Source organism: Staphylococcus sp. KUGN1 (assembly GCF_045984185.1).
GTDB classification, from domain to species: Bacteria; Bacillota; Bacilli; order Staphylococcales; family Staphylococcaceae; genus Staphylococcus; species Staphylococcus warneri_A.
Genome location: NZ_JBJQIL010000006.1, coordinates 24,539 through 46,244, shown reverse-complemented (window position 1 = coordinate 46,244; position 21,706 = coordinate 24,539). Strand labels below are relative to the sequence as shown.

Sequence of the window (21,706 nt, the reverse complement as noted above, 5' to 3'; positions counted from 1 at the left end):
GAATGCACGTTACGTTATGACGTAACGTGCATTGTTTTAAATATGTTAAATACAAAATTCGTTTTGTATTTAAATTAAAAGTTTGCTATAGTTATTCTAGTATTTAGAAGGTTATGATGAACAAAGTCGTGATAAGCACTTCAAAAGGCTTTTTTTTAGTAAATGCTAATTAAAAGCCATCTATGTTCCATCACAATCTTTTTAACATAAAAAATAAGGAAATGGGTGCAAGTCTATGCCTGAACGAGAACGAACTTCTCCTCAATATGAATCTTTCCACGAACTATACAAAAACAACACTACTAAAGAACTCACTCAGAAAGCTAAATCTTTAAAATTAACTAATTATAGTAAATTGAATAAGAAAGAACTTGTATTAGCTATCATGGAAGCTCAAATGGAGAAAGATGGCAATTATTATATGGAGGGTATTTTAGATGATATCCAACCCGATGGTTATGGTTTCTTAAGAACTGTTAATTATTCTAAGGGTGAAAAAGACATCTATATTTCAGCAAGTCAAATTCGTCGATTTGAAATTAAAAGAGGCGATAAAGTAACAGGTAAAGTTCGTAAACCTAAAGATAATGAGAAATACTATGGATTACTACAAGTGGACTTTGTTAACGATCAAAATGCTGAAGAAGTAAAAAAACGTCCTCACTTCCAAGCGTTGACGCCTTTGTATCCAGAAGAACGAATTTTACTTGAAACTGAACCAAAAAATTATTCAACACGAATCATGGATTTAGTAACTCCTATTGGTTTAGGACAACGTGGGCTCATTGTTGCGCCACCTAAAGCGGGTAAAACATCATTACTTAAAGAAATTGCTAATGCAATTATTACCAATAAACCAGAAGCCAAATTATTTGTCTTGTTAGTTGGTGAGAGACCTGAAGAAGTAACTGATATAGAACGTTCAGTTGAATCAGCTGAAGTTGTACATTCAACGTTTGATGAACCACCACAACATCACGTGAAAGTTGCAGAATTATTATTAGAGAGAGCTAAACGCCTTGTAGAAATAGGGGAAGATGTCATTATATTAATGGACTCAATTACTCGATTAGCTCGAGCTTATAACTTAGTCATTCCACCAAGTGGCCGTACGCTTTCTGGTGGTCTTGATCCAGCATCTCTGCATAAACCAAAAGCCTTTTTCGGTGCAGCCCGAAATATAGAAGCGGGTGGTAGTTTAACTATCTTAGCTACAGCTTTAGTAGATACAGGCTCAAGAATGGACGATATGATTTATGAAGAATTCAAAGGTACAGGTAATATGGAGCTTCACTTAGATCGTAAACTATCTGAACGACGTATCTTCCCAGCTATAGACATTGGTCGAAGTTCTACACGTAAAGAAGAACTGTTAATTAGCAAGGCAGAGTTAGATACATTATGGCAACTTCGTAATCTATTCACGGATTCTATGGATTTTACAGAGAGATTTATTCGTAAGTTAAAACGTTCAAAAAATAATAAAGATTTCTTTGAACAACTACAAAAATCAGCAGAAGAAAGCACAAAAACAGGTAAACCTATTATTTAATTTTACAAAGGGTTGCGTTTTACATTAATTACTATTATAATTACCAAGTATTGGGTAAAAACTCACAAATAACTCTGTTCCAGATGGTTCAGGGCAAAGGAGCTGAAAACAATGAAACAAGGAATTCATCCTGAGTATCATAAAGTTATCTTTTTAGATACTACTACAAACTTTAAATTCTTAAGTGGTTCTACTAAAACATCATCAGAAACTATGGAGTGGGAAGATGGAAATGAATACCCAGTTATTCGTTTAGACATTTCTTCTGATTCACATCCTTTCTATACAGGACGTCAAAAATTCGCTGCTGCGGATGGTCGTGTGGAACGCTTCAACAAAAAGTTTGGTCTCAAATCAAACAACAACTAATTTTAAGTTTAGACTGTCTACACCATATCAATGGTTATGTAGGCAGTTTTTTTATTATAGTTATATTTAGAGATGACTTGCTATTCAACATAAGAGTAATAAAGAAATGAGTAAGTTATAGAATATTACTGTAGCTAACTTTTTCGAGTTATTATTGTATAATAGAATAGATTGCAAAAATAGCATTTATGATATTTTAAAATATGATATAATTAAGCGATTATGTTTTGAAAAAGGGTGGAACGCTTAATGTATGAAACTTATCATTCCGGATGGATTGAATGTATTACCGGAAGTATGTTTAGTGGTAAATCAGAAGAACTTATACGTCGACTTAGACGGGGAATTTACGCTAAACAGAAAGTTATTGTTTTTAAACCAGCAATTGATGATCGCTATCATAAAGAAAAGGTAGTTTCACATAATGGCAATGCAATTGAAGCTATAAATATTTCAACAGCTAGAGAAATTTTAAATCATGACATATCTCATGCAGATGTTATCGGTATAGATGAAGTTCAATTTTTTGATGAAAATATTGTAAGTATCATACAACAACTTGCTGATCAAGGTCATCGAGTCATTGCGGCTGGATTAGATATGGACTTTAAAGGCGAACCGTTCGAGCCAATGCCTGAATTATTGGCATTAAGTGAGCATGTTACAAAATTGCAAGCTGTATGTGCGGTATGTGGAGGGCCTTCAAGTCGAACTCAAAGACTTATAGATGGTCAACCCGCTAAAGCAGATGATCCAATTATTTTAGTAGGTGCTAATGAAAGTTATGAACCAAGATGTAGAGCGCATCATATTGTAGCGCCAAGTGAAAATGAGAAGGAGGAAATGTAGTGTTTGATCAATTAGAAATTGTAGAGGAAAGATATGAACAATTAAATGAAATGTTAAGCGACCCAGATGTCGTGAACGATTCAGATAAATTACGTAAATATTCAAAAGAACAGGCAGAATTGCAAAAAACTGTAGATGTCTATAGAAGTTATAAAAGTAAAAAAGAAGAGTTAGCAGATATCGAAGAAATGCTAAATGAGACTTCTGATAAAGAAGAAATTGAAATGTTAAAAGAAGAAAGCTCAAGTTTAAAAAATGAACTTCCTGAAATGGAAGAACAATTAAAATTATTACTTATTCCTAAAGATCCAAATGATGAAAAAGATGTTATCGTTGAGATTCGTGCTGCAGCTGGTGGTGATGAAGCAGCAATTTTTGCTGGAGATTTAATGAGAATGTACTCTAAGTATGCTGAAGCGCACAACTTTAAAACAGAAATTGTTGAAGCATCAGAAAGTGACCATGGTGGCTATAAAGAGATCAGTTTCTCAGTATCCGGTAACGGTGCATACAGCAAACTTAAATTTGAAAATGGTGCGCATCGTGTTCAACGTGTTCCTGAAACAGAGTCAGGTGGTCGTATTCACACGTCAACAGCTACAGTCGCAGTATTACCAGAAGTAGAAGATGTAGAAATCGAAATTAGAAATGAAGACTTAAAAATTGATACGTATCGTTCTAGTGGTGCAGGTGGTCAGCACGTCAATACAACAGATTCAGCTGTTCGTATCACTCACTTACCAACAGGTGTCATTGCTACTTCATCAGAAAAATCACAAATACAAAACCGTGAAAAAGCGATGAAAGTATTAAAAGCAAGATTGTATGATATGAAATTGCAAGAAGAACAACAAAAATATGCATCACAACGTAAATCAGCAGTAGGAACAGGTGACCGTTCAGAAAGAATTAGAACGTATAACTATCCTCAAAGTCGTGTAACTGATCATAGAATTGGCTTAACATTGCAGAAACTGGGTCAGATTATGGAAGGTAATTTAGATGAGATTATCGATGCCCTAACATTATCTGAACAAACAGATAAATTGAAAGAATTAAACAATGGTGAGTTATAAAGATTACTTAGCAAATGCTATTTCATTAGCAAAAGAGAAAGGCTATGAACAAACACGAGCTGAGTGGTTATTACTTGATACATTTAATTGGTCACGTACAGACTATCTTATTCATATGAATGATGAAATGTCGGTTGCTGATAAAGCTAAACTTGGTTTAAATTTACAAAGAATGCTATCTGGAGAACCTATTCAATATATTGTAGGGTTTCAATCTTTTTATGGATACCGATTTACAGTATCTGATCGTTGTCTCATTCCTAGACCTGAAACTGAAGAAGTAATGTTACATTTTTTAAACCTTTGTAACGAAGGCGATTCAATAGCAGATATAGGGACAGGCAGCGGTGTATTAGGCATCACATTAAAAAAGTTAAAGCCTACTTTAAGCGTAATAGCTACCGATTTATATGAAGATGCATTAGAAGTGGCACGATTAAACGCAGAACAACACGGAGAGAACATTGATTTCATTCAAGGTAATGCGTTAAAGCCATTGATAGAACGAAATATTAAAGTAAATGGTCTGATATCAAATCCGCCATACATTGATGTCAAAGAAGTCAAAGATATGGCTAAAACAGTCGTAGACTATGAACCACATCAAGCATTATTTGCAAAGAGTCAAGGTTATGCTATTTATCAATCGATTCTAAATGATTTACCTAAGGTGTTATTACCAGGCGCACATGTAGTGTTTGAAATTGGTTATAACCAAGGTCAGACTTTAAAAGAGATAGTGAATGATATGTACCCAGATAAGGCAGTCGCAATTTATAAAGATATTAATCAACTAGATAGAATTTTAGAAATTAAATGGTAAAGTCACGCTCATTTAAATAAATGGATTACTTTTAATTATTAAATTCTTAAATGTATTTAACATAGCTATCGGGTGGGAATGGGCTTTCTTTCAATTGAATATTGAAAGATGATAAGCTATCCCACCTTTATGTTTTGTTAATCAAAGAAAGAGAGGTGTAAAAGAAAAGTGGAAACCAAAATTTGGGATTTAAGAACATACAGAAATGATATTCTACAAAGTACAGACGTATTGGAAATTAAAGACACAGTATTAAACGGTGGTTTAGTTGCATTACCAACCGAAACAGTATACGGGTTAGGTGCAGACGCTACTAATCAAGAAGCTGTTAGTCACATTTACGAAGCAAAAGACAGACCGTCTGATAATCCATTAATTGTACATATCCATGATATGTCGCAGATGAATGATTTTGTCGATACATTAGAGCCTAAGGTTCAGAGTTTAATGGAAGCATTTTGGCCGGGACCTATTTCATTTATATTACCTCTCAAGTCAGGTTATCTGTGCCCAAAAGTAACTGGTGGTTTGAATTCAATTGCAGTGAGAATGCCAAGCCACCCCATTGGCAGAAGTGTATTACAACATATTGATAAACCAATTGCAGCGCCAAGTGCTAATATTAGTGGTAGACCTTCCCCAACAACGTTTGAACATGTATTCCAAGATTTGAATGGTAGAATTGATGGGATTATTAATGGTGATCAAAGTGAAGAAGGTTTGGAAAGTACAGTGTTGGATTGTACACAATACCCGTTTAGAATTGCACGTCCAGGTTCAATAACTAAGAAAATGATTGAAAACGTACTTCCCAATTGCATAGAGGCATCAAATTATAATGAAGCTTCTCAACCCATTGCACCAGGAATGAAATACAAGCATTATTCACCAGATACCCCAGTAACCATTTTAAAAGAATTAAACAAAAAAATTCCAGACCATAATAAATGGAAACAGGTGGCGTTTGTAGTGCCTGATAGTTTGTCACATTTTCTACCTAAAGAAGCGATATATATAAAATTATGTGACAATGTAACAGATATTAAACAAGCCAATCATTTACTTTATAGTATTTTGCATGAAATTGATCAACGTGCAGATATCACTCACGCATATATTTACGGATTTGATGAAAGTGATCAATCTGAAGCGATTATGAATCGCATGTTGAAAGCTGCTGGAAATAATATTGTGAAAGAGGCGTCATTATGAAAGTGATTTTTGTTTGTACAGGCAATACCTGCCGAAGTCCAATGGCTGAAAGTATAGCAAAATCTTTATTTAAAAATGAAAATATTACAGTAGAATCAAGAGGTATATTTGCTTTAGATCATCAACCGATTTCAAAACTGTCAGAAGAAATCATACATGAACAAGAATTACCACAGCCATCATTAACACAATCTTTTTCTGAAAAAGATATTGAAGCAAATCTTATTTTAACCATGTCACAATCACATAAAGCAATTTTGAAATCGCAATATGGTTCAGTTACAAATATATTTACTTTAATCGAATTTGTAGGTGACGAATCTGAAGTTAATGATCCATATGGTGGGGATAAAAAGATTTATTTGAATACTTATAAACAAATTTATGACTTAATTAGTAAAATTAATCCAAAAGATCTGCAAGAGAATTATATATAATTAGTATATGTTACGCTTTAAATACGTTATAATAAGGGAGTATAGCAAGTTTGCTATGTTCCTTTTTTATATTTTAAGGGGGTGGGTTTTAAATGCAAGATTTTTCAATTTTGTTAGAAGAATTAAAAGCGATGTCATTTTTTAATGAAGGTGAAATATGTTTGATTGGTTGTTCAACTTCTGAAGTGTTAGGTGAATGCATTGGTTCAGTAGGGTCAATGGAGGTAGCTGAGTCAATATTTAATGATTTAAACGAAATTAAATTACAAACAGGGGTTTCGTTTGCATTTCAAGGATGCGAACATATCAATAGAGCAATCACCATTGAAAGATCCGATTTTAATCCACTGACAATGGAAGAAGTTACTGTTGTTCCAGATGTTCATGCAGGCGGTAGTTTAGCAACTTATGCATATCAACATATGGAAGACCCAATCGTTGTTGAACATATCACCGTGCCTAAAGGTATAGATATAGGTCAAACATTAATAGGTATGCATATTCAACATGTTTGCGTACCGGTTAGAACAAGTGTAAAGCAAGTTGGGGAAGCAATCGTTACCATTGCGACATCTAGACCTAAGAAAATTGGTGGCGAACGTGCAAAGTATAATTAATTAGTTGAAAGAAGGGGTTTATATGTCTTACATCGAAAAGCAAGATAAAGTAATTTTTGAAGCCATTGAGCAAGAGTTTAATCGACAAAATAATAATATTGAGTTAATTGCATCAGAAAACTTTGTTTCTGAAGCTGTTATGGAAGCACAGGGTTCAGTATTAACCAATAAATATGCTGAGGGCTATCCAGGTCGTCGCTATTATGGTGGTTGTGAGTTTGTAGATGTAACTGAATCAGTTGCTATTGATCGTGCTAAAGCACTATTTGGTGCTGAGCATGTCAATGTGCAACCACATTCAGGATCTCAAGCAAATATGGCTGTATATTTAGTAGCTTTAGACTATGGAGATACAGTTTTAGGTATGAACTTAAGTCATGGTGGTCATTTAACTCATGGATCTCCAGTAAACTTTAGTGGTAAATCATATCATTTTGTTGAATATGGCGTAGATAAAGATACAGAACTTATTAATTATGATGAAGTACGTAAGTTAGCCATTGAACATAAACCTAAATTAATCGTTGCAGGTGCATCTGCTTATTCTCGACAAATTGATTTTAAAAAATTCAAAGAAATCGCTGATGAAGTAGGCGCTAAATTAATGGTGGATATGGCACACATTGCAGGGTTAGTAGCTGCAGGGTTACATCAAAATCCTGTCGAATATGCTGACTTTGTGACAACAACAACGCATAAAACTTTACGTGGACCACGTGGAGGAATGATTCTTTGTAAAGAGGAATACAAAAAGGCAATTGATAAAACTATGTTCCCAGGTATCCAAGGCGGACCACTTGAGCATGTGATTGCTGCAAAAGCAGTTGCTTTCGGTGAAGCGTTACATAATGATTTCAAGGTATATCAAAATCAAGTGATTAAAAATGCCAAAGCATTTGCAGAAGCATTATCTAAAGAAGGTTTTAGAATTGTATCAGGTGGTACTGATAATCACCTAATAGCTGTAGATGTTAAAGGTTCTGTGAATATCACTGGTAAAGTAGCGGAAGAAACACTTGATAAAGTTGGAATCACTTGTAATAAAAATACTATCCCGTTTGATCAAGAGAAACCTTTTGTAACAAGTGGTATTAGATTAGGAACACCAGCAGCCACTACGCGTGGATTTGATGAAGCAGCGTTTGAAGAGGTTGCTAAAATTATTAGCTTAGCATTAAAAAATCATGAAGATGAAACTAAGTTAAATGAAGCGAAATCACGTGTTTTAGCTTTAACTGAACAATACCCTTTATATCAATAATATTAAGGGATTTTTAGAATATTGGAGGAAATGAAAATGAGTAAAGTACATGTATTTGATCATCCATTAATACAACATAAATTAAGTTATATTCGTGAGGCTCATACAGGAACGAAAGAGTTTAGAGAACTAGTTGATGAAGTGGGCATGCTTATGGCTTACGAAGTAACAAGAGATTTAGAGTTACAAGATGTTGAAATTGAAACACCTGTAACTAAAATGACAGCTAAACGTTTAGCAGGTAAAAAATTAGCTATTGTACCTATATTAAGAGCAGGATTAGGTATGACAGAAGGTATTTTAAGTTTAGTACCAGCAGCTAGAGTAGGCCATATTGGACTTTATAGAGATCCCGAAACTCTTGAAGCGGTAGAATACTTCTCTAAAATGCCTCAAGATATTGATGAACGTGAAATTATTGTTGTAGATCCTATGTTAGCTACTGGAGCTTCTGCCATTGAGGCTATTACTTCATTAAAAAACAAAGGGGCCAAAAATATTCGTTTTATGTGTTTAATAGCAGCACCAGAAGGTGTAGAAAAAATGAAAGAAACACATGATGATGTTGATATTTATATTGCTGCTTTAGACGAGAAACTTAATGATAAAGCTTATATCACACCAGGATTAGGTGACGCAGGAGATAGATTATTTGGTACTAAATAGATAATGAAAACGGAGATAGATACGTTTGAAGAAAAAAATTATGACAATCTTTGGGACTAGACCGGAAGCTATCAAGATGGCGCCACTAGTCAAAGCAATAGAAAATGATAATCAATTAGAAGTATGTGTAGTCGTTACAGCACAACATAGAGAAATGTTAGATTCTGTATTAAACACATTTGATATACAACCTGATTATGACTTAAATATCATGAAAGAAGGTCAGACACTTTCAGAAATTACATCAAAAGCTATGATGGAATTAGAGTCAATAATCAAGCGTATTAATCCTGATATGGTATTAGTTCATGGAGATACAGCAACTACATTTTCAGGAAGTTTAGCAGCATTTTATAATCAAGTACCGATTGGCCATGTTGAAGCAGGTTTGAGAAGTTTTGACAAATATTCACCATATCCTGAGGAAATGAATAGACAAATGGTAGGTGTACTTTCTGATATTCATTTTGCACCTACCTCAAATGCCAAAAAGCATCTGTTAGATGAAGGTAAGAAAGAAACAACAGTTGTAGTGACTGGAAATACTGCAATTGACGCTTTGAATTATACAGTTAATGATGATTATCAATCTGAGATACTTGAAAAGCACAAAAACAAGAAAATTTTGTTACTAACTGCTCATCGTAGAGAAAATCTTGGAGAGCCAATGGAAAATATTTTTAAGGCTGTTCGAAAACTTGTGGAAGAAGATAAAGCATTAGTAGTTGTATATCCAGTTCATATGAATCCTAAAGTTAGAAACATCGCTCAAGAAATTTTAGGGAATCACGAAAGAATAGAACTCATTGAACCATTAGATGTGTTAGATTTTCATAATTTTGCTAAACAAGCATATATAATTCTTACAGATTCTGGTGGTATTCAAGAAGAGGCACCTTCATTACACAAACCGGTATTAGTTTTAAGAGATAATACTGAGAGACCTGAAGGCGTTGATGCTGGCACATTAAAAGTAGTAGGTACGTCATTAGATAATGTCTATAAAGAAACTAAGCAACTTTTAGAAGATCAGCAAGCCTATCAATGCATGTGTAATGCTAAAAATCCATACGGAGATGGTAAATCTTCTGAAAGAATAGTGAATCATATAAAGTATTATTTTAATTTAACAAAGGAAAAACCAACAGATTTCAATTAATAAAAAATGTATACCGTTTAAATGTGGCCAATTTGTGACAATTTTGCCTTAAAATTTAACAACAATTTGAATAGAATTGACACCGTTGTGGCCACTATATTATCATTTAGATTGTATGAGTGGAACGGTTTACATGATTGTATAAGACACTCGGAGGCAAACAAATGGGTCGTTTCTACATCATTTTTAAACAATATATACAATATTATCTTTATTTATTGATATTATTAGGTATATTGTATCTCTTTTCACCCCATCCATTTTTACTTGGATTGATTATTGGCACATGTGGTTCTTTAATCAATACATACATCTTTGAGAGTTATTTATTCCACGCACAGAAAGCAGATACTAATCATATATCTACAGGCAACATGTGGAGATATTTAGTCGCTATAGTTGTGTGTTCAATTTGGTTTTTCTTTAAAGATCACATCAATATCATCGGGGTGTTAATAGGGCTAATGATTTCTTATATTGTAATCATATGTCGCCCTCTACTTAATAGGGAGTAAAATTCAATACGAAAGAGGTGAGAATATGGATCATAAACATCCGAAAGTAAGTTGGGATGTTTTCGGCTTTGACCTTGTTTTTAACATGGCAAGTGTAATGATGGTGCTAATTACTGCAGTGATCGTTTTTCTATTAGCTATTATTTGCACACGCAATCTGAAGAAACGACCAACTGGCAAACAAAATTTCATTGAATGGATTTTTGACTTTGTTAGAGGAATCATTGAAGGTAATATGGCATGGAAAAAAGGTGGACATTTTCACTTCTTAGCAGTGACTTTGATTTTATACATCTTTATTGCAAACATGCTAGGTTTACCATTCTCAATTGTAACTAAAGACCACTATTTATGGTGGAAATCACCGACAGCTGATGCAACAGTTACATTGACATTGTCTACAACAGTAATTCTTTTAACACATTTTTATGGTATTAAAATGCGTGGTACTAAGAATTATTTTAAAGGTTACATTCAACCGTTTTGGCCACTTGCAATTATAAACGTCTTTGAAGAATTTACTTCAACCCTAACACTTGGACTACGTTTATATGGTAATATCTTTGCAGGTGAGTTATTACTTAGCCTATTAGCTGGACTTGTAACAAATCAACCAGCTTGGGGTTGGATCATTGGTATTCCTGGTTTAATTGTTTGGCAAGGATTCTCAATCTTTGTAGGTTCAATCCAAGCATATATCTTCATTATGCTTTCAATGGTTTACATGTCACATAAAGTGGCAGATGGACACTAAATTTTAAAAATTATATACAATCTTAGGAGGAAAATTTATTATGAATTTAATCGCAGCGGCAATCGCAATTGGTTTATCAGCATTAGGTGCAGGTATTGGTAACGGTCTTATCGTTTCTAGAACAGTAGAAGGTGTAGCACGTCAACCAGAAGCTCGTGGTCAATTAATGGGTATTATGTTCATTGGTGTTGGTTTAGTTGAGGCTTTACCTATCATCGGTGTTGTAATTGCATTCATGACATTTGCTGGATAAGACATTTATTTAAGGCGAAGTCTATTAGACTCTCGCCGTTCGTTTTATTTTTTATTGCTTAATGATTATTTTGACGAAAGGAGTGTCATGATCCCGTGACTGCAACAGCTAATATGTTCGTTATTGGTGCAGCTTCAGGCGTTGAGTGGGGTACTGTAATTGTACAAATCGTTACTTTTATTATCCTATTAGCGTTATTGAAAAAGTTTGCTTGGGGTCCATTAAAAGAAGTAATGGACAAACGTGAACGTGATATTAACAAAGATATCGACGATGCTGAACAAGCTAAATTAAATGCACAAAAACTTGAAGAAGAAAATAAACAGACACTTAAAGAAACTCAAGATGAAGTTCAAAGAATTCTAGAAGATGCGAAAGTTCAAGCTCGTAAACAACATGAAGAAATCATTCATGAAGCTAATGTGAGAGCTAACGGCATGATTGAAACAGCTCAAAGTGAAATTAATAGTCAAAAAGAACGTGCAATTGCAGATATCAATAATCAAGTATCAGAACTATCTGTTTTAATTGCTTCTAAGGTTCTTAGAAAAGAAATTTCAGAGCAAGATCAAAAAGAATTAGTTGAAAAGTATCTAAAAGAGGCAGGCGATAAATAATGGCAAAAATCGCTGATAAATACGCAAAGGCATTATTCGATGTTTCTGCAGATACAAATCAATTAGATAATATTTATGAGGAATTGGAAGTAATTAGTCATTCCTCTTTCGATTATATTAAAGACTTAAAAGCTATTGATAGTAATCCGAAATTAACATTACAAAAACGTCAAAGTTTTTTAGAAAATGTTTATGGTGACGCTAATCAATATATTGTTAACATGTTAAAAGTATTAGCCGAAAATCGTCATATTTCATATATTGAAGATGTATTTAAAGCTTTTCAATCTCAGTATAATCAACATAATAATCAAGATTTCGCATTAATAGAATCTACTTATGATTTAAACGATGATGAAATTTCTAAAATCGTTGAACTAGTTAAACAACAAACAAACTTATCTAAAGTAATTGTGAATACTAAAATTAATCAAGACTTAATTGGTGGTTTTAGAGTTAAGGTCGGCACGACTGTTATGGATGGCAGTGTTAAAAATGATCTTGTTCAATTACAACGTAAATTTAAAAGAGCTAACTAATTAATAAAGAGGAGTGACATAGATGGCCATAAAAGCTGAAGAAATCAGTGCATTACTTCGCTCACAAATTGAGAATTATGAGTCAGAAATGTCCGTTACAGATGTTGGTACAGTATTACAAATTGGTGATGGTATCGCATTAATTCACGGACTAAACGACGTTATGGCTGGTGAGCTAGTAGAATTCCAAAACGGCGTGCTTGGTTTAGCACAAAACCTTGAAGAATCTAATGTTGGTGTGGTTATCTTAGGACCATACACTGAAATTAGTGAAGGGGACGAAGTTAAACGTACTGGACGTATTATGGAAGTACCAGTAGGTGAGGAACTTATTGGACGAGTAGTAAATCCATTAGGTCAACCAATTGATGGACAAGGTCCAATCAATGCTACTAAAACTAGACCAGTAGAGAAGAAAGCAACTGGAGTTATGGATCGTAAGTCAGTTGATGAACCTTTACAAACTGGTATTAAAGCAATTGATGCATTAGTACCAATTGGTCGTGGTCAACGTGAGTTAATCATCGGTGACCGTCAAACTGGTAAAACAACAATCGCAATTGATACAATTTTAAACCAAAAAACTGAAGATACAATTTGTATCTATGTTGCAATTGGTCAAAAGGATTCAACAGTAAGAGCGAACGTTGAAAAATTAAGACAAGCTGGAGCTTTAGATTACACAATCGTTGTTTCAGCATCAGCAGCAGAACCTGCTCCATTACTATACATTGCACCATATGCAGGTGTAACAATGGGTGAAGAGTTCATGTTTAATGGTAAGCACGTATTAATCGTGTATGATGACTTAACTAAACAAGCATCAGCTTACCGTGAACTTTCATTATTATTACGTAGACCTCCAGGTCGTGAAGCGTATCCAGGTGATGTTTTCTACCTACATAGTAGATTACTTGAAAGAGCAGCTAAATTGAACGATGACTTAGGCGGAGGATCTATTACAGCGTTACCTATCATTGAAACTCAGGCTGGAGACATTTCTGCTTATGTTCCAACAAACGTTATTTCAATTACTGATGGTCAAATTTTCTTACAATCTGACTTATTCTTCTCAGGTGTAAGACCTGCGATTAACGCTGGACAATCAGTATCACGTGTTGGTGGTTCAGCACAAATTAAAGCTATGAAGAAGGTTGCGGGTACTTTAAGATTAGACCTTGCTTCTTATAGAGAATTAGAATCATTTGCTCAATTTGGTTCTGATTTAGATGAATTCACAGCTAGAAAATTAGAGCGTGGTAAACGTACAGTTGAAATCTTAAAACAAGATCAAAACAAACCACTTCCTGTTGAAAATCAAGTATTAATCATCTTCGCATTAACAAAAGGATATTTAGACGATATTCCAGTTGAAGATATTACTCGTTTTGAAGACGAACTAAACCACTGGGCAGCTTCAAATGCAACTGATTTATTATCAGAAATCAGAGAAACTGGTGGCTTACCAGATGCTGATAAATTTGATACTGCAATTACGGAATTCAAAAAAAGTTTTAGTAAATCTGAATAATAAAGAATAGTAATTAAAGGTGGTGAGATAGTGGGTTCTTTAAAAGAAATAGATACACGTATAAAATCAACCAAAAAGATGAAGCAAATTACTAAGGCGATGAACATGGTATCAAGTTCTAAATTACGTAGAGCGGAGAAAAATACTAAACAATTCAAGCCTTATATGGATAAAATGCAAGATGCTATTACAGCTGTAGCTGGATCAAATAAAAGTTCTAGCCATCCTATGCTTAAAGAAAGAGATGTAAAACGTAGTGGTTATCTTGTTATCACAAGTGATAAAGGTTTAGCTGGTGCGTACAGTGCTAATGTACTTAAAAGATTAGTAACTGACATCAAACAAAAGCATAATGATAGTAGTGAATATAGTATTGTGGTATTAGGTCAACAAGGTGTTGATTTCCTAAAAACACGTGGTTATGAAATCGAAAGTTCACTAGTTGATTTACCAGACCAACCTTCATTTAAATCTATTCAAGCTCTTGCAAAACATGCAATTGATTTATACAGTGAAGAAAATATTGATGAGTTAAATATATATTATAGTCATTATGTAAGTGTGTTAGAAAACAAACCTACTACTAAAAAGGTTCTTCCATTATCTCAAGAAGATTCAAGTCAAGGTCATGGTCATATGTCTACATATGAATTTGAACCTGATAAAGAATCTATCTTAAGTGTTATCTTACCGCAATATGTAGAAAGCTTAATATACGGTACGATATTAGACGCTAAGGCAAGTGAACATGCTTCACGTATGACAGCAATGAAAAATGCGTCTGATAATGCTACAGAACTTATTGATGACTTATCATTAGAATATAACAGAGCTAGACAAGCAGCTATCACGCAACAAATCACTGAAATTGTTGGTGGTTCAGCAGCACTTGAATAAAATTAAAAGGAGGAAAATAGCATGGGAATTGGCCGTGTAACTCAAGTTATGGGTCCTGTCATTGATGTTCGTTTTGAACATAACGAAGTCCCTGATATTAATAATGCCCTTATTATTGAAGTTCCAAAAGAAGACGGAACGTTAAACTTAACATTAGAAGTTGCACTACAATTAGGTGATGATGTTGTACGTACAATTGCAATGGATTCAACTGATGGTGTTCAAAGAGGCATGGATGTTAAAGACACAGGTAAAGATATTAGTGTACCTGTTGGCGATGAAACGCTTGGAAGAGTATTTAATGTACTAGGTGAAACAATTGACTTAGAAGAGAAAATTGATGATTCAGTACGTCGTGATCCAATCCATAGACAATCACCAGGTTTCGATGAATTATCTACTGAAGTAGAAATTCTTGAAACAGGTATTAAAGTAGTAGACTTATTAGCACCATACATTAAAGGTGGTAAAGTTGGACTATTTGGTGGTGCCGGTGTAGGTAAAACCGTTTTAATTCAAGAATTAATTAACAATATTGCACAAGAACATGGTGGTATTTCAGTATTCGCGGGTGTAGGTGAACGTACTCGTGAAGGTAATGATTTATACTATGAAATGAGTGATAGTGGTGTAATTAAGAAAACAGCGATGGTATTCGGACAAATGAATGAACCACCTGGTGCACGTATGCGTGTAGCTTTATCTGGTTTAACTATGGCTGAATACTTCCGTGATGAACAAGGGCAAGACGTACTTTTATTCATCGATAATATTTTCAGATTTACACAAGCTGGTTCTGAGGTATCTGCATTACTTGGTCGTATGCCTTCAGCGGTTGGTTATCAACCAACATTAGCAACTGAAATGGGTCAATTACAAGAACGTATTACATCTACAAATAAAGGTTCTGTAACATCTATCCAAGCAGTATTCGTACCTGCCGATGACTATACTGACCCAGCTCCAGCAACTGCCTTTGCACACTTAGACTCAACTACAAACTTAGAGCGTAAGTTAACTGAAATGGGTATTTATCCGGCAGTAGACCCATTAGCATCAACTTCTAGAGCATTAGAACCATCTATTGTTGGTCAAGAGCATTATGAAGTTGCTCGTGGCGTTCAATCTACATTACAAAAATACAGAGAATTACAAGATATCATTGCAATTCTTGGTATGGATGAATTATCTGAAGAAGATAGACAAACTGTAGAACGTGCACGTAGAATTCAATTCTTCTTATCACAAAACTTCCACGTGGCAGAACAGTTCACTGGACAAAAAGGATCTTACGTTCCTGTTAAAACAACTGTAGCGGACTTTAAAGATATCTTAGAAGGTAAATATGATCATATTCCGGAAGATGCATTCCGCTTAGTAGGTAGCATGCAAGACGTTATTGCGAAAGCTAAAGACATGGGTGTTGAAGTCTAATAATTAGGAGGTATGGATAATGAATACATTAAGCCTAAATATTGTCACTCCTAATGGTTCTGTCTATGAACGAGATGATGTAGAACTAGCTGTTTTACAAACTACAGCTGGCGAAATGGGTGTGATGAATGGACACATTCCAACCGTTTCTGCATTAAAGACTGGCTATGTCAAAGTAAATTTTCATAATGGAAATGAATATATAGCAGTTAGTGATGGGTTTGTAGAAGTTAGACAACATCAACTATCAATTATTGTCCAAACAGCTGAAACTGCTACTGAAATTGATGTTGAAAGAGCTAAATTAGCTAAATCAAGAGCAGAATCGCATTTAGATAATGATGATGATAATAGTGACATTAATAGAGCCAAAAGAGCGTTAGAACGAGCAAATAACCGTTTACGTGTGGCTGAACTTAAATAAATGATAAAAGGCTTGGAAATTGACCAGATGTGGTGTTTCCAAGCCTTTTACTATACATATAAATCTTCCATTATTTGCAGTTAATTGTAGTATCATTATTAACTTTTTTCATGTACAATGTTATACAGTAATCAATTCTAAGGAGTTAACTATGGATTATCTTGGACAGTTTGCAATCATACATTTGGTATTACATGTGATATGTATATGTATTGCATATTGGGCATTAAATGCAATTCGTCTAGACCAATTTTTTAAAAAAGGTTATGCTACACAAGTTCAAATTTGTATGATATTTATAGCTATCATGTTGGGAACGAGTGTGAGTAATTTCATAATTGATTTATTACAGTTTTCCACTCAATTAAAATATATAATGAAATAGTGCGTTTTTGGTTTTTTCATATTGAAAAACGGATATAATATATTAATGAATAATAGATTTTATATAGTAGGGAAATGTAAATAACTAGGAGATTTAAGTGGAGGATTTAAGATGGATAAAATAGTAATTAATGGTGGTAACCAATTAAAAGGCGAAGTTAAAGTAGAAGGTGCTAAAAATGCAGTTTTACCTGTATTAACAGCTTCACTATTAGCTTCTAAAGGTACAAGTAAATTAGTTAATGTACCTGCATTAAGTGACGTAGAAACAATTAATAATGTATTATCAACATTAAATGCAGATGTTACATATAAAAAAGATGAAAATGCAGTTGTAGTAGATGCTACAAAAACTTTAAATGAAGAGGCACCGTATGAATATGTAAGTAAGATGCGTGCAAGTATTTTAGTTATGGGTCCTTTATTGGCACGTTTAGGACATGCAATAGTAGCATTACCAGGTGGTTGTGCGATTGGAAGTCGTCCAATTGAGCAACATATCAAAGGTTTCGAGGCACTAGGAGCTGAAATACATTTAGAAAATGGAAACATTTATGCAAATGCAAAAGATGGTTTAAAAGGTGCTTCAATTCATTTGGACTTCCCAAGTGTAGGTGGAACGCAAAACTTAATTATGGCAGCGTCATTAGCATCCGGTAAAACAGTATTAGAAAATGCTGCTAAAGAACCTGAAATTGTTGATTTAGCTAATTATATAAATGAAATGGGCGGAAAAATTACGGGTGCTGGAACTGACACTATTACAATCCACGGTGTTGAATATTTAACAGGTGTAGAGCATTCTATTATTCCAGATAGAATTGAAGCGGGTACTTTACTTATCGCTGGTGCAATTACACGAGGAGATATTTTTGTTCGTGGTGCTATTAAAGAACATATGTCTAGCTTAGTTTATAAGTTAGAAGAAATGGGCGTCAAATTAGATTATCAAGAAGATGGTATTCGTGTATCTGCTGAAGGAGATTTAAAACCTGTAGACGTAAAAACATTACCGCACCCTGGTTTCCCTACAGATATGCAATCTCAAATGATGGCATTATTATTAACTGCCAATGGCCATAAAGTAATTACAGAAACAGTTTTTGAAAACAGATTTATGCATGTTGCAGAGTTCCGTAGAATGAACGCTAATATCGACGTTGAAGGTAGAAGTGCTAAAATCGAAGGTAAGAGTGATTTACAAGGTGCACAAGTCAAAGCAACTGATTTAAGAGCGGCAGCGGCACTAATATTAGCTGGTTTAGTAGCTGAAGGTACAACTCAAGTTACTGAATTAAAACATTTAGATAGAGGTTATGTAGATTTACATGGTAAATTAAAATCATTAGGTGCTAATATCGAACGTATTAATGATTAATTTAAAGTATTAACTTTTGTTCAAACTTGGAGGGTTAAACATCATGGAAACAATTTTCGATTATAATCAAATCAAACAAATCATACCACATAGACAACCATTTTTACTGATAGATAGAGTTGTAGAATACGAAGAAGGTAAACGTTGTGTGGGATTAAAACAAGTTTCAGGTAATGAACCATTCTTCCAAGGGCATTTTCCAGATTATGCTGTAATGCCTGGTGTATTAATTACAGAAGCATTGGCCCAAACTGGTGCAGTGGCTATGTTAAATAGTGAAGAAAATAAAGGTAAGATTGCGCTTTTTGCAGGTATAGATAAATGTCGTTTTAAAAGACAAGTAACTCCTGGTGATACACTTATGTTAGAAGTAGAAATAACAAAAATTAAAGGACCAATTGGTAAAGGTACTGCTAAAGCAACAGTAGATGGTCAATTAGCATGTAGTTGTGAATTAACTTTTGCAATTCAAGATGCTAAGTAAAACAAAACCTACACTCATGTTTGAACATGAGTGTAGGTTTTTGAATTTACCTCTCGAATTTTTCATCTTTAAGTTTAGGCTTAGATTGCATCATACGGTTAAATGTTTTCTTTAGTTCTTCACCAGTTAGCCCATCATCTACTAATTCTTCTAGTAAGCTTTCTGCGTAGACTTGTCTAAGGGTATAAATATGACATTCGAATACTATTGACATAGTCTTTTCAAACTGAGTTACACTTTTCACAGTAGCATCAAATAATGCTGGATCATTGGCAGGTCTTGTTATGACCACACGTATATCTAACAATTGATCACTATCCATATAATCTTTAAATGTATGATAGTGTTCATTAGAAATGACAATTTCTAAAAGCCATCCTGTTCCACTACCTTCCTTATTTATAATCACGCCATCTTCTAATTCATATTCGGTTACACCGCCATTTTCACTTACAATTTGAAAACGTACAGCTTTAAATGTCTTCATAAAGTCCACATCCCATTTATTTATATATTTACAAAAAGTGATTTATTATTAATCAACTGATTTAAATATTGATTATTTTCTTTAAATATATCAAATATGAAGGGTGAATAGCTATATCTTTCGATAAAATAGCTTTTTGACGGTATAAAGAGATGTGATTATTATATAACTTAAGAGGAGGTGACACATGTTAAATAAAATAGTTTTAGTTGGTAGACTTACAAAGGATGCCCAAATTTATGAAAAGGAGGAAGGTAGTAAAGTAGCAACATTTTGCGTTGCTACGGAAAGAAATTATAAAGATCAGAATAATGAAATCGCATGCGATTATCTATATTGCAAAGCCTTTGGGAAAACAGCTACGAATATTGAAAAGTTTACATCTCAAGGATCTTTAGTAGGTATTACTGGCCAAATGCGATCACGTAAGTATGAAAAAGATAATCAGACACATTTTGTAACTGAAGTTTATGTAGAAACAATTAAATTTATGTCCTCTAAGACAAAAGAATCCAATATCCTCTCTAATGAATATAATGAAGCACAAAATGAATGCTTCATATAGGTTAGACAGCCATTAATTATTCAATAACTCCCAATTATTTATACTTTTATCCTATCTTAATATAAATTACCATCTTTCAATTATACTCAAGCGACCTTTTTTAATTTTTTTAAATAGAAAAAGGTCGTTTTTGTATCCATATTTTACTTTAAAAATGACATATTTGCGTCAGAATTATCTGATAGATTTCATTTCTATTACATACATATCACAGATATATAACCTTTATAAACTGTCATGGCAGTTTTCAAAAGGTATATATATTAATATTACACCTCTAAACGATGTAATTAGGACGTAAAAAAAAGGCTTCCTTTTTTATTTGGCTGTAACCTGCAGTGTATTTATAGATGTTAAAGTTGTATTTGTAAATTAGTTAAAGAAAACAAATCACTTTTAGGAGGATTTTTTAATAATGAAAAAGACAATTATCGCATCATCATTAGCAGTAGGATTAGGCGTTGTAGCAGGTAACGCTGGACACGACGCACACGCAAGTGAAGCAAATATCAACGAAGCTGAATTAGCTCAAAAAGCACAATCAAATGATCAATCATTAAATGAAAGCCCTATCCAAGAAGGCGCTTATAACTATACATTCGATTATAATGGTTTCACATATCATTTTGAATCAGATGGTACAAACTTCTCATGGGATTTCCACCAATCTGGTCAATCAAATGAAGCTTCAAATACTCAAGCTCAACCACAACAAGATGTAAGTGAACAAGCTTCAGCATCAACTAACCAAACTTCTGCAGAAGAAGTAAGTAACCAACAACAATCAAACTCAGCTCAACCTGAACAAGTTTCAGCTCCACAAACTGAGCAAACTCAACAACCACAACAAGAAGCTACTACTTCAAACAATGAGTCAAGCTCAAGTGAAGCTTCAAGTGGTTCATCAGTAAACGTAAATGATCACTTAAAACAAATCGCACAACGTGAATCAGGTGGCGACATCCACGCTACAAACCCATCATCAGGTGCTTCAGGTAAGTATCAATTCTTACAATCTACATGGGATTCAGTAGCTCCAGCTGAGTACAAAGGTCAACCAGCTTCTAGCGCTCCTGAACATGTTCAAGACGCAGCAGCTCAAAAATTATACGATACAGCTGGCCCAAGCCAATGGGTAACTGCATAATTTAATTTTTATTAAACATCTTATCATTAGATAGGGTGTTTTTTAGTTGGTAAATAGTTTGACTTAGTTATATGTTTATTAAAAGGTATATTGTTATACATTTTTTAATAATTGAATTTATGTGTTACATTTGCTATTGTAATAATTGAAAATGATTAAAAATAGAACTACTAGGGGCGCCTATAAAGGCTGAGATGAATTTAATTCAGACCCTTAAAACCTGATTTGGTTAGTACCAACGGAGGAAAGTAGTGTAACATATTAACGGTATTAGGT

The 21,706-nt window shown here is 33.9% G+C and carries 26 protein-coding genes and 1 riboswitch; of the genes, 25 read left to right on the top strand and 1 reads right to left on the bottom strand.

Annotation, left to right across the window (positions count from 1 at the left end):
* Positions 1-235: 235 nt before the first annotated feature.
* The 23 genes from rho to fabZ all read left to right on the top strand — a co-directional run bounded on the left by rho (position 236) and on the right by fabZ (position 19,231).
* Positions 236-1,552 carry a transcription termination factor Rho gene (gene rho / locus ACJQQZ_RS11400; RefSeq protein WP_124227724.1) on the top strand — a complete coding sequence of 439 codons (1,317 nt, stop codon included), beginning with the start codon at positions 236-238 and terminating at the stop codon, positions 1,550-1,552.
* Positions 1,553-1,663: 111 nt separating this feature from the next.
* Entirely contained in the window at positions 1,664-1,921 is a 258-nt protein-coding gene (locus ACJQQZ_RS11395) for a type B 50S ribosomal protein L31 (protein WP_002451669.1), read from the top strand.
* Positions 1,922-2,170: 249 nt separating this feature from the next.
* Positions 2,171-2,770, top strand: a complete 600-nt coding sequence (locus tag ACJQQZ_RS11390) for a thymidine kinase (protein ID WP_145506742.1) — start codon at positions 2,171-2,173, stop codon at positions 2,768-2,770.
* On the top strand, positions 2,770-3,846 hold the full coding sequence (gene prfA / locus ACJQQZ_RS11385; RefSeq protein ID WP_408023157.1) for a peptide chain release factor 1: 1,077 nt from the start codon (positions 2,770-2,772) through the stop codon (positions 3,844-3,846). The genes ACJQQZ_RS11390 and prfA overlap by 1 nt, the downstream gene beginning before the upstream one ends.
* A complete protein-coding gene (gene prmC / locus ACJQQZ_RS11380) occupies positions 3,833-4,669 on the top strand; it encodes a peptide chain release factor N(5)-glutamine methyltransferase (RefSeq protein ID WP_124227723.1) in 837 nt (278 codons plus the stop codon). The genes prfA and prmC overlap by 14 nt, the downstream gene beginning before the upstream one ends.
* 168 nt (positions 4,670-4,837) lie before the next feature.
* Entirely contained in the window at positions 4,838-5,881 is a 1,044-nt protein-coding gene (locus tag ACJQQZ_RS11375) for an L-threonylcarbamoyladenylate synthase (protein ID WP_408023156.1), read from the top strand.
* Positions 5,878-6,318: a low molecular weight protein arginine phosphatase gene (locus ACJQQZ_RS11370; RefSeq protein ID WP_002451664.1), complete on the top strand. Its 441-nt coding sequence runs from the start codon at positions 5,878-5,880 to the stop codon at positions 6,316-6,318. Before ACJQQZ_RS11375 ends, ACJQQZ_RS11370 begins: the two co-directional genes overlap by 4 nt.
* 92 nt (positions 6,319-6,410) lie before the next feature.
* Positions 6,411-6,935, top strand: a complete 525-nt coding sequence (locus ACJQQZ_RS11365; protein WP_145506734.1) for a TIGR01440 family protein — start codon at positions 6,411-6,413, stop codon at positions 6,933-6,935.
* 22 nt (positions 6,936-6,957) lie between these two features.
* Positions 6,958-8,196: a serine hydroxymethyltransferase gene (glyA, locus tag ACJQQZ_RS11360; RefSeq protein ID WP_124227722.1), complete on the top strand. Its 1,239-nt coding sequence runs from the start codon at positions 6,958-6,960 to the stop codon at positions 8,194-8,196.
* A 36-nt stretch (positions 8,197-8,232) separates the two neighbouring features.
* Positions 8,233-8,862 carry a uracil phosphoribosyltransferase gene (gene upp / locus ACJQQZ_RS11355; protein WP_124227721.1) on the top strand — a complete coding sequence of 210 codons (630 nt, stop codon included), beginning with the start codon at positions 8,233-8,235 and terminating at the stop codon, positions 8,860-8,862.
* Positions 8,863-8,902: 40 nt separating this feature from the next.
* Positions 8,903-10,021, top strand: a complete 1,119-nt coding sequence (gene wecB / locus ACJQQZ_RS11350; RefSeq protein WP_037552380.1) for a non-hydrolyzing UDP-N-acetylglucosamine 2-epimerase — start codon at positions 8,903-8,905, stop codon at positions 10,019-10,021.
* A 164-nt stretch (positions 10,022-10,185) separates the two neighbouring features.
* On the top strand, positions 10,186-10,536 hold the full coding sequence (locus ACJQQZ_RS11345) for an ATP synthase subunit I (protein WP_002451659.1): 351 nt from the start codon (positions 10,186-10,188) through the stop codon (positions 10,534-10,536).
* Positions 10,537-10,561: 25 nt separating this feature from the next.
* Positions 10,562-11,290 carry a F0F1 ATP synthase subunit A gene (gene atpB, locus ACJQQZ_RS11340; RefSeq protein ID WP_002451658.1) on the top strand — a complete coding sequence of 243 codons (729 nt, stop codon included), beginning with the start codon at positions 10,562-10,564 and terminating at the stop codon, positions 11,288-11,290.
* Positions 11,291-11,330: 40 nt separating this feature from the next.
* Positions 11,331-11,543: a F0F1 ATP synthase subunit C gene (gene atpE / locus ACJQQZ_RS11335; protein WP_001048816.1), complete on the top strand. Its 213-nt coding sequence runs from the start codon at positions 11,331-11,333 to the stop codon at positions 11,541-11,543.
* A gap of 95 nt (positions 11,544-11,638) precedes the next feature.
* Positions 11,639-12,160 (top strand): F0F1 ATP synthase subunit B, encoded by a 522-nt coding sequence (locus ACJQQZ_RS11330; RefSeq protein ID WP_002451657.1) that lies wholly within the window; start codon positions 11,639-11,641, stop codon positions 12,158-12,160.
* Positions 12,160-12,699: a F0F1 ATP synthase subunit delta gene (locus tag ACJQQZ_RS11325; protein WP_145506731.1), complete on the top strand. Its 540-nt coding sequence runs from the start codon at positions 12,160-12,162 to the stop codon at positions 12,697-12,699. Before ACJQQZ_RS11330 ends, ACJQQZ_RS11325 begins: the two co-directional genes overlap by 1 nt.
* A 22-nt stretch (positions 12,700-12,721) precedes the next feature.
* Complete coding sequence (gene atpA, locus ACJQQZ_RS11320; RefSeq protein ID WP_049423690.1) at positions 12,722-14,230, top strand: F0F1 ATP synthase subunit alpha; 1,509 nt, start codon at positions 12,722-12,724, stop codon at positions 14,228-14,230.
* A gap of 30 nt (positions 14,231-14,260) precedes the next feature.
* Positions 14,261-15,127 (top strand): ATP synthase F1 subunit gamma, encoded by an 867-nt coding sequence (gene atpG / locus ACJQQZ_RS11315; protein WP_049423687.1) that lies wholly within the window; start codon positions 14,261-14,263, stop codon positions 15,125-15,127.
* A gap of 21 nt (positions 15,128-15,148) precedes the next feature.
* Positions 15,149-16,561 (top strand): F0F1 ATP synthase subunit beta, encoded by a 1,413-nt coding sequence (gene atpD, locus ACJQQZ_RS11310; RefSeq protein WP_002451653.1) that lies wholly within the window; start codon positions 15,149-15,151, stop codon positions 16,559-16,561.
* 19 nt (positions 16,562-16,580) lie between these two features.
* On the top strand, positions 16,581-16,985 hold the full coding sequence (locus ACJQQZ_RS11305) for a F0F1 ATP synthase subunit epsilon (protein ID WP_002451652.1): 405 nt from the start codon (positions 16,581-16,583) through the stop codon (positions 16,983-16,985).
* 151 nt (positions 16,986-17,136) lie between these two features.
* Entirely contained in the window at positions 17,137-17,370 is a 234-nt protein-coding gene (locus tag ACJQQZ_RS11300; RefSeq protein ID WP_002451651.1) for a DUF1146 family protein, read from the top strand.
* 111 nt (positions 17,371-17,481) lie between these two features.
* A complete protein-coding gene (gene murA / locus ACJQQZ_RS11295; RefSeq protein WP_002466773.1) occupies positions 17,482-18,747 on the top strand; it encodes a UDP-N-acetylglucosamine 1-carboxyvinyltransferase in 1,266 nt (421 codons plus the stop codon).
* Between the two features lie 43 nt (positions 18,748-18,790).
* Positions 18,791-19,231 (top strand): 3-hydroxyacyl-ACP dehydratase FabZ, encoded by a 441-nt coding sequence (gene fabZ, locus ACJQQZ_RS11290; RefSeq protein ID WP_002451649.1) that lies wholly within the window; start codon positions 18,791-18,793, stop codon positions 19,229-19,231.
* Between the two features lie 46 nt (positions 19,232-19,277).
* Here fabZ and ACJQQZ_RS11285 read toward each other — a convergent pair whose 3' ends face one another.
* Positions 19,278-19,718 (bottom strand): YwpF-like family protein, encoded by a 441-nt coding sequence (locus ACJQQZ_RS11285; protein WP_002451648.1) that lies wholly within the window; start codon positions 19,716-19,718, stop codon positions 19,278-19,280.
* Positions 19,719-19,905: 187 nt separating this feature from the next.
* On the opposite strand from ACJQQZ_RS11285, the gene ACJQQZ_RS11280 reads away from it, so the two are divergent.
* Together ACJQQZ_RS11280 and ACJQQZ_RS11275 are read left to right on the top strand one after the other, a co-directional pair.
* Positions 19,906-20,283 (top strand): single-stranded DNA-binding protein, encoded by a 378-nt coding sequence (locus ACJQQZ_RS11280; RefSeq protein WP_107532713.1) that lies wholly within the window; start codon positions 19,906-19,908, stop codon positions 20,281-20,283.
* Between the two features lie 415 nt (positions 20,284-20,698).
* Positions 20,699-21,430 carry a transglycosylase family protein gene (locus ACJQQZ_RS11275; RefSeq protein WP_124227720.1) on the top strand — a complete coding sequence of 244 codons (732 nt, stop codon included), beginning with the start codon at positions 20,699-20,701 and terminating at the stop codon, positions 21,428-21,430.
* Positions 21,431-21,592: 162 nt separating this feature from the next.
* Positions 21,593-21,694, top strand: a riboswitch (TPP riboswitch).
* The last annotated feature ends 12 nt before the right edge of the window (positions 21,695-21,706 follow it).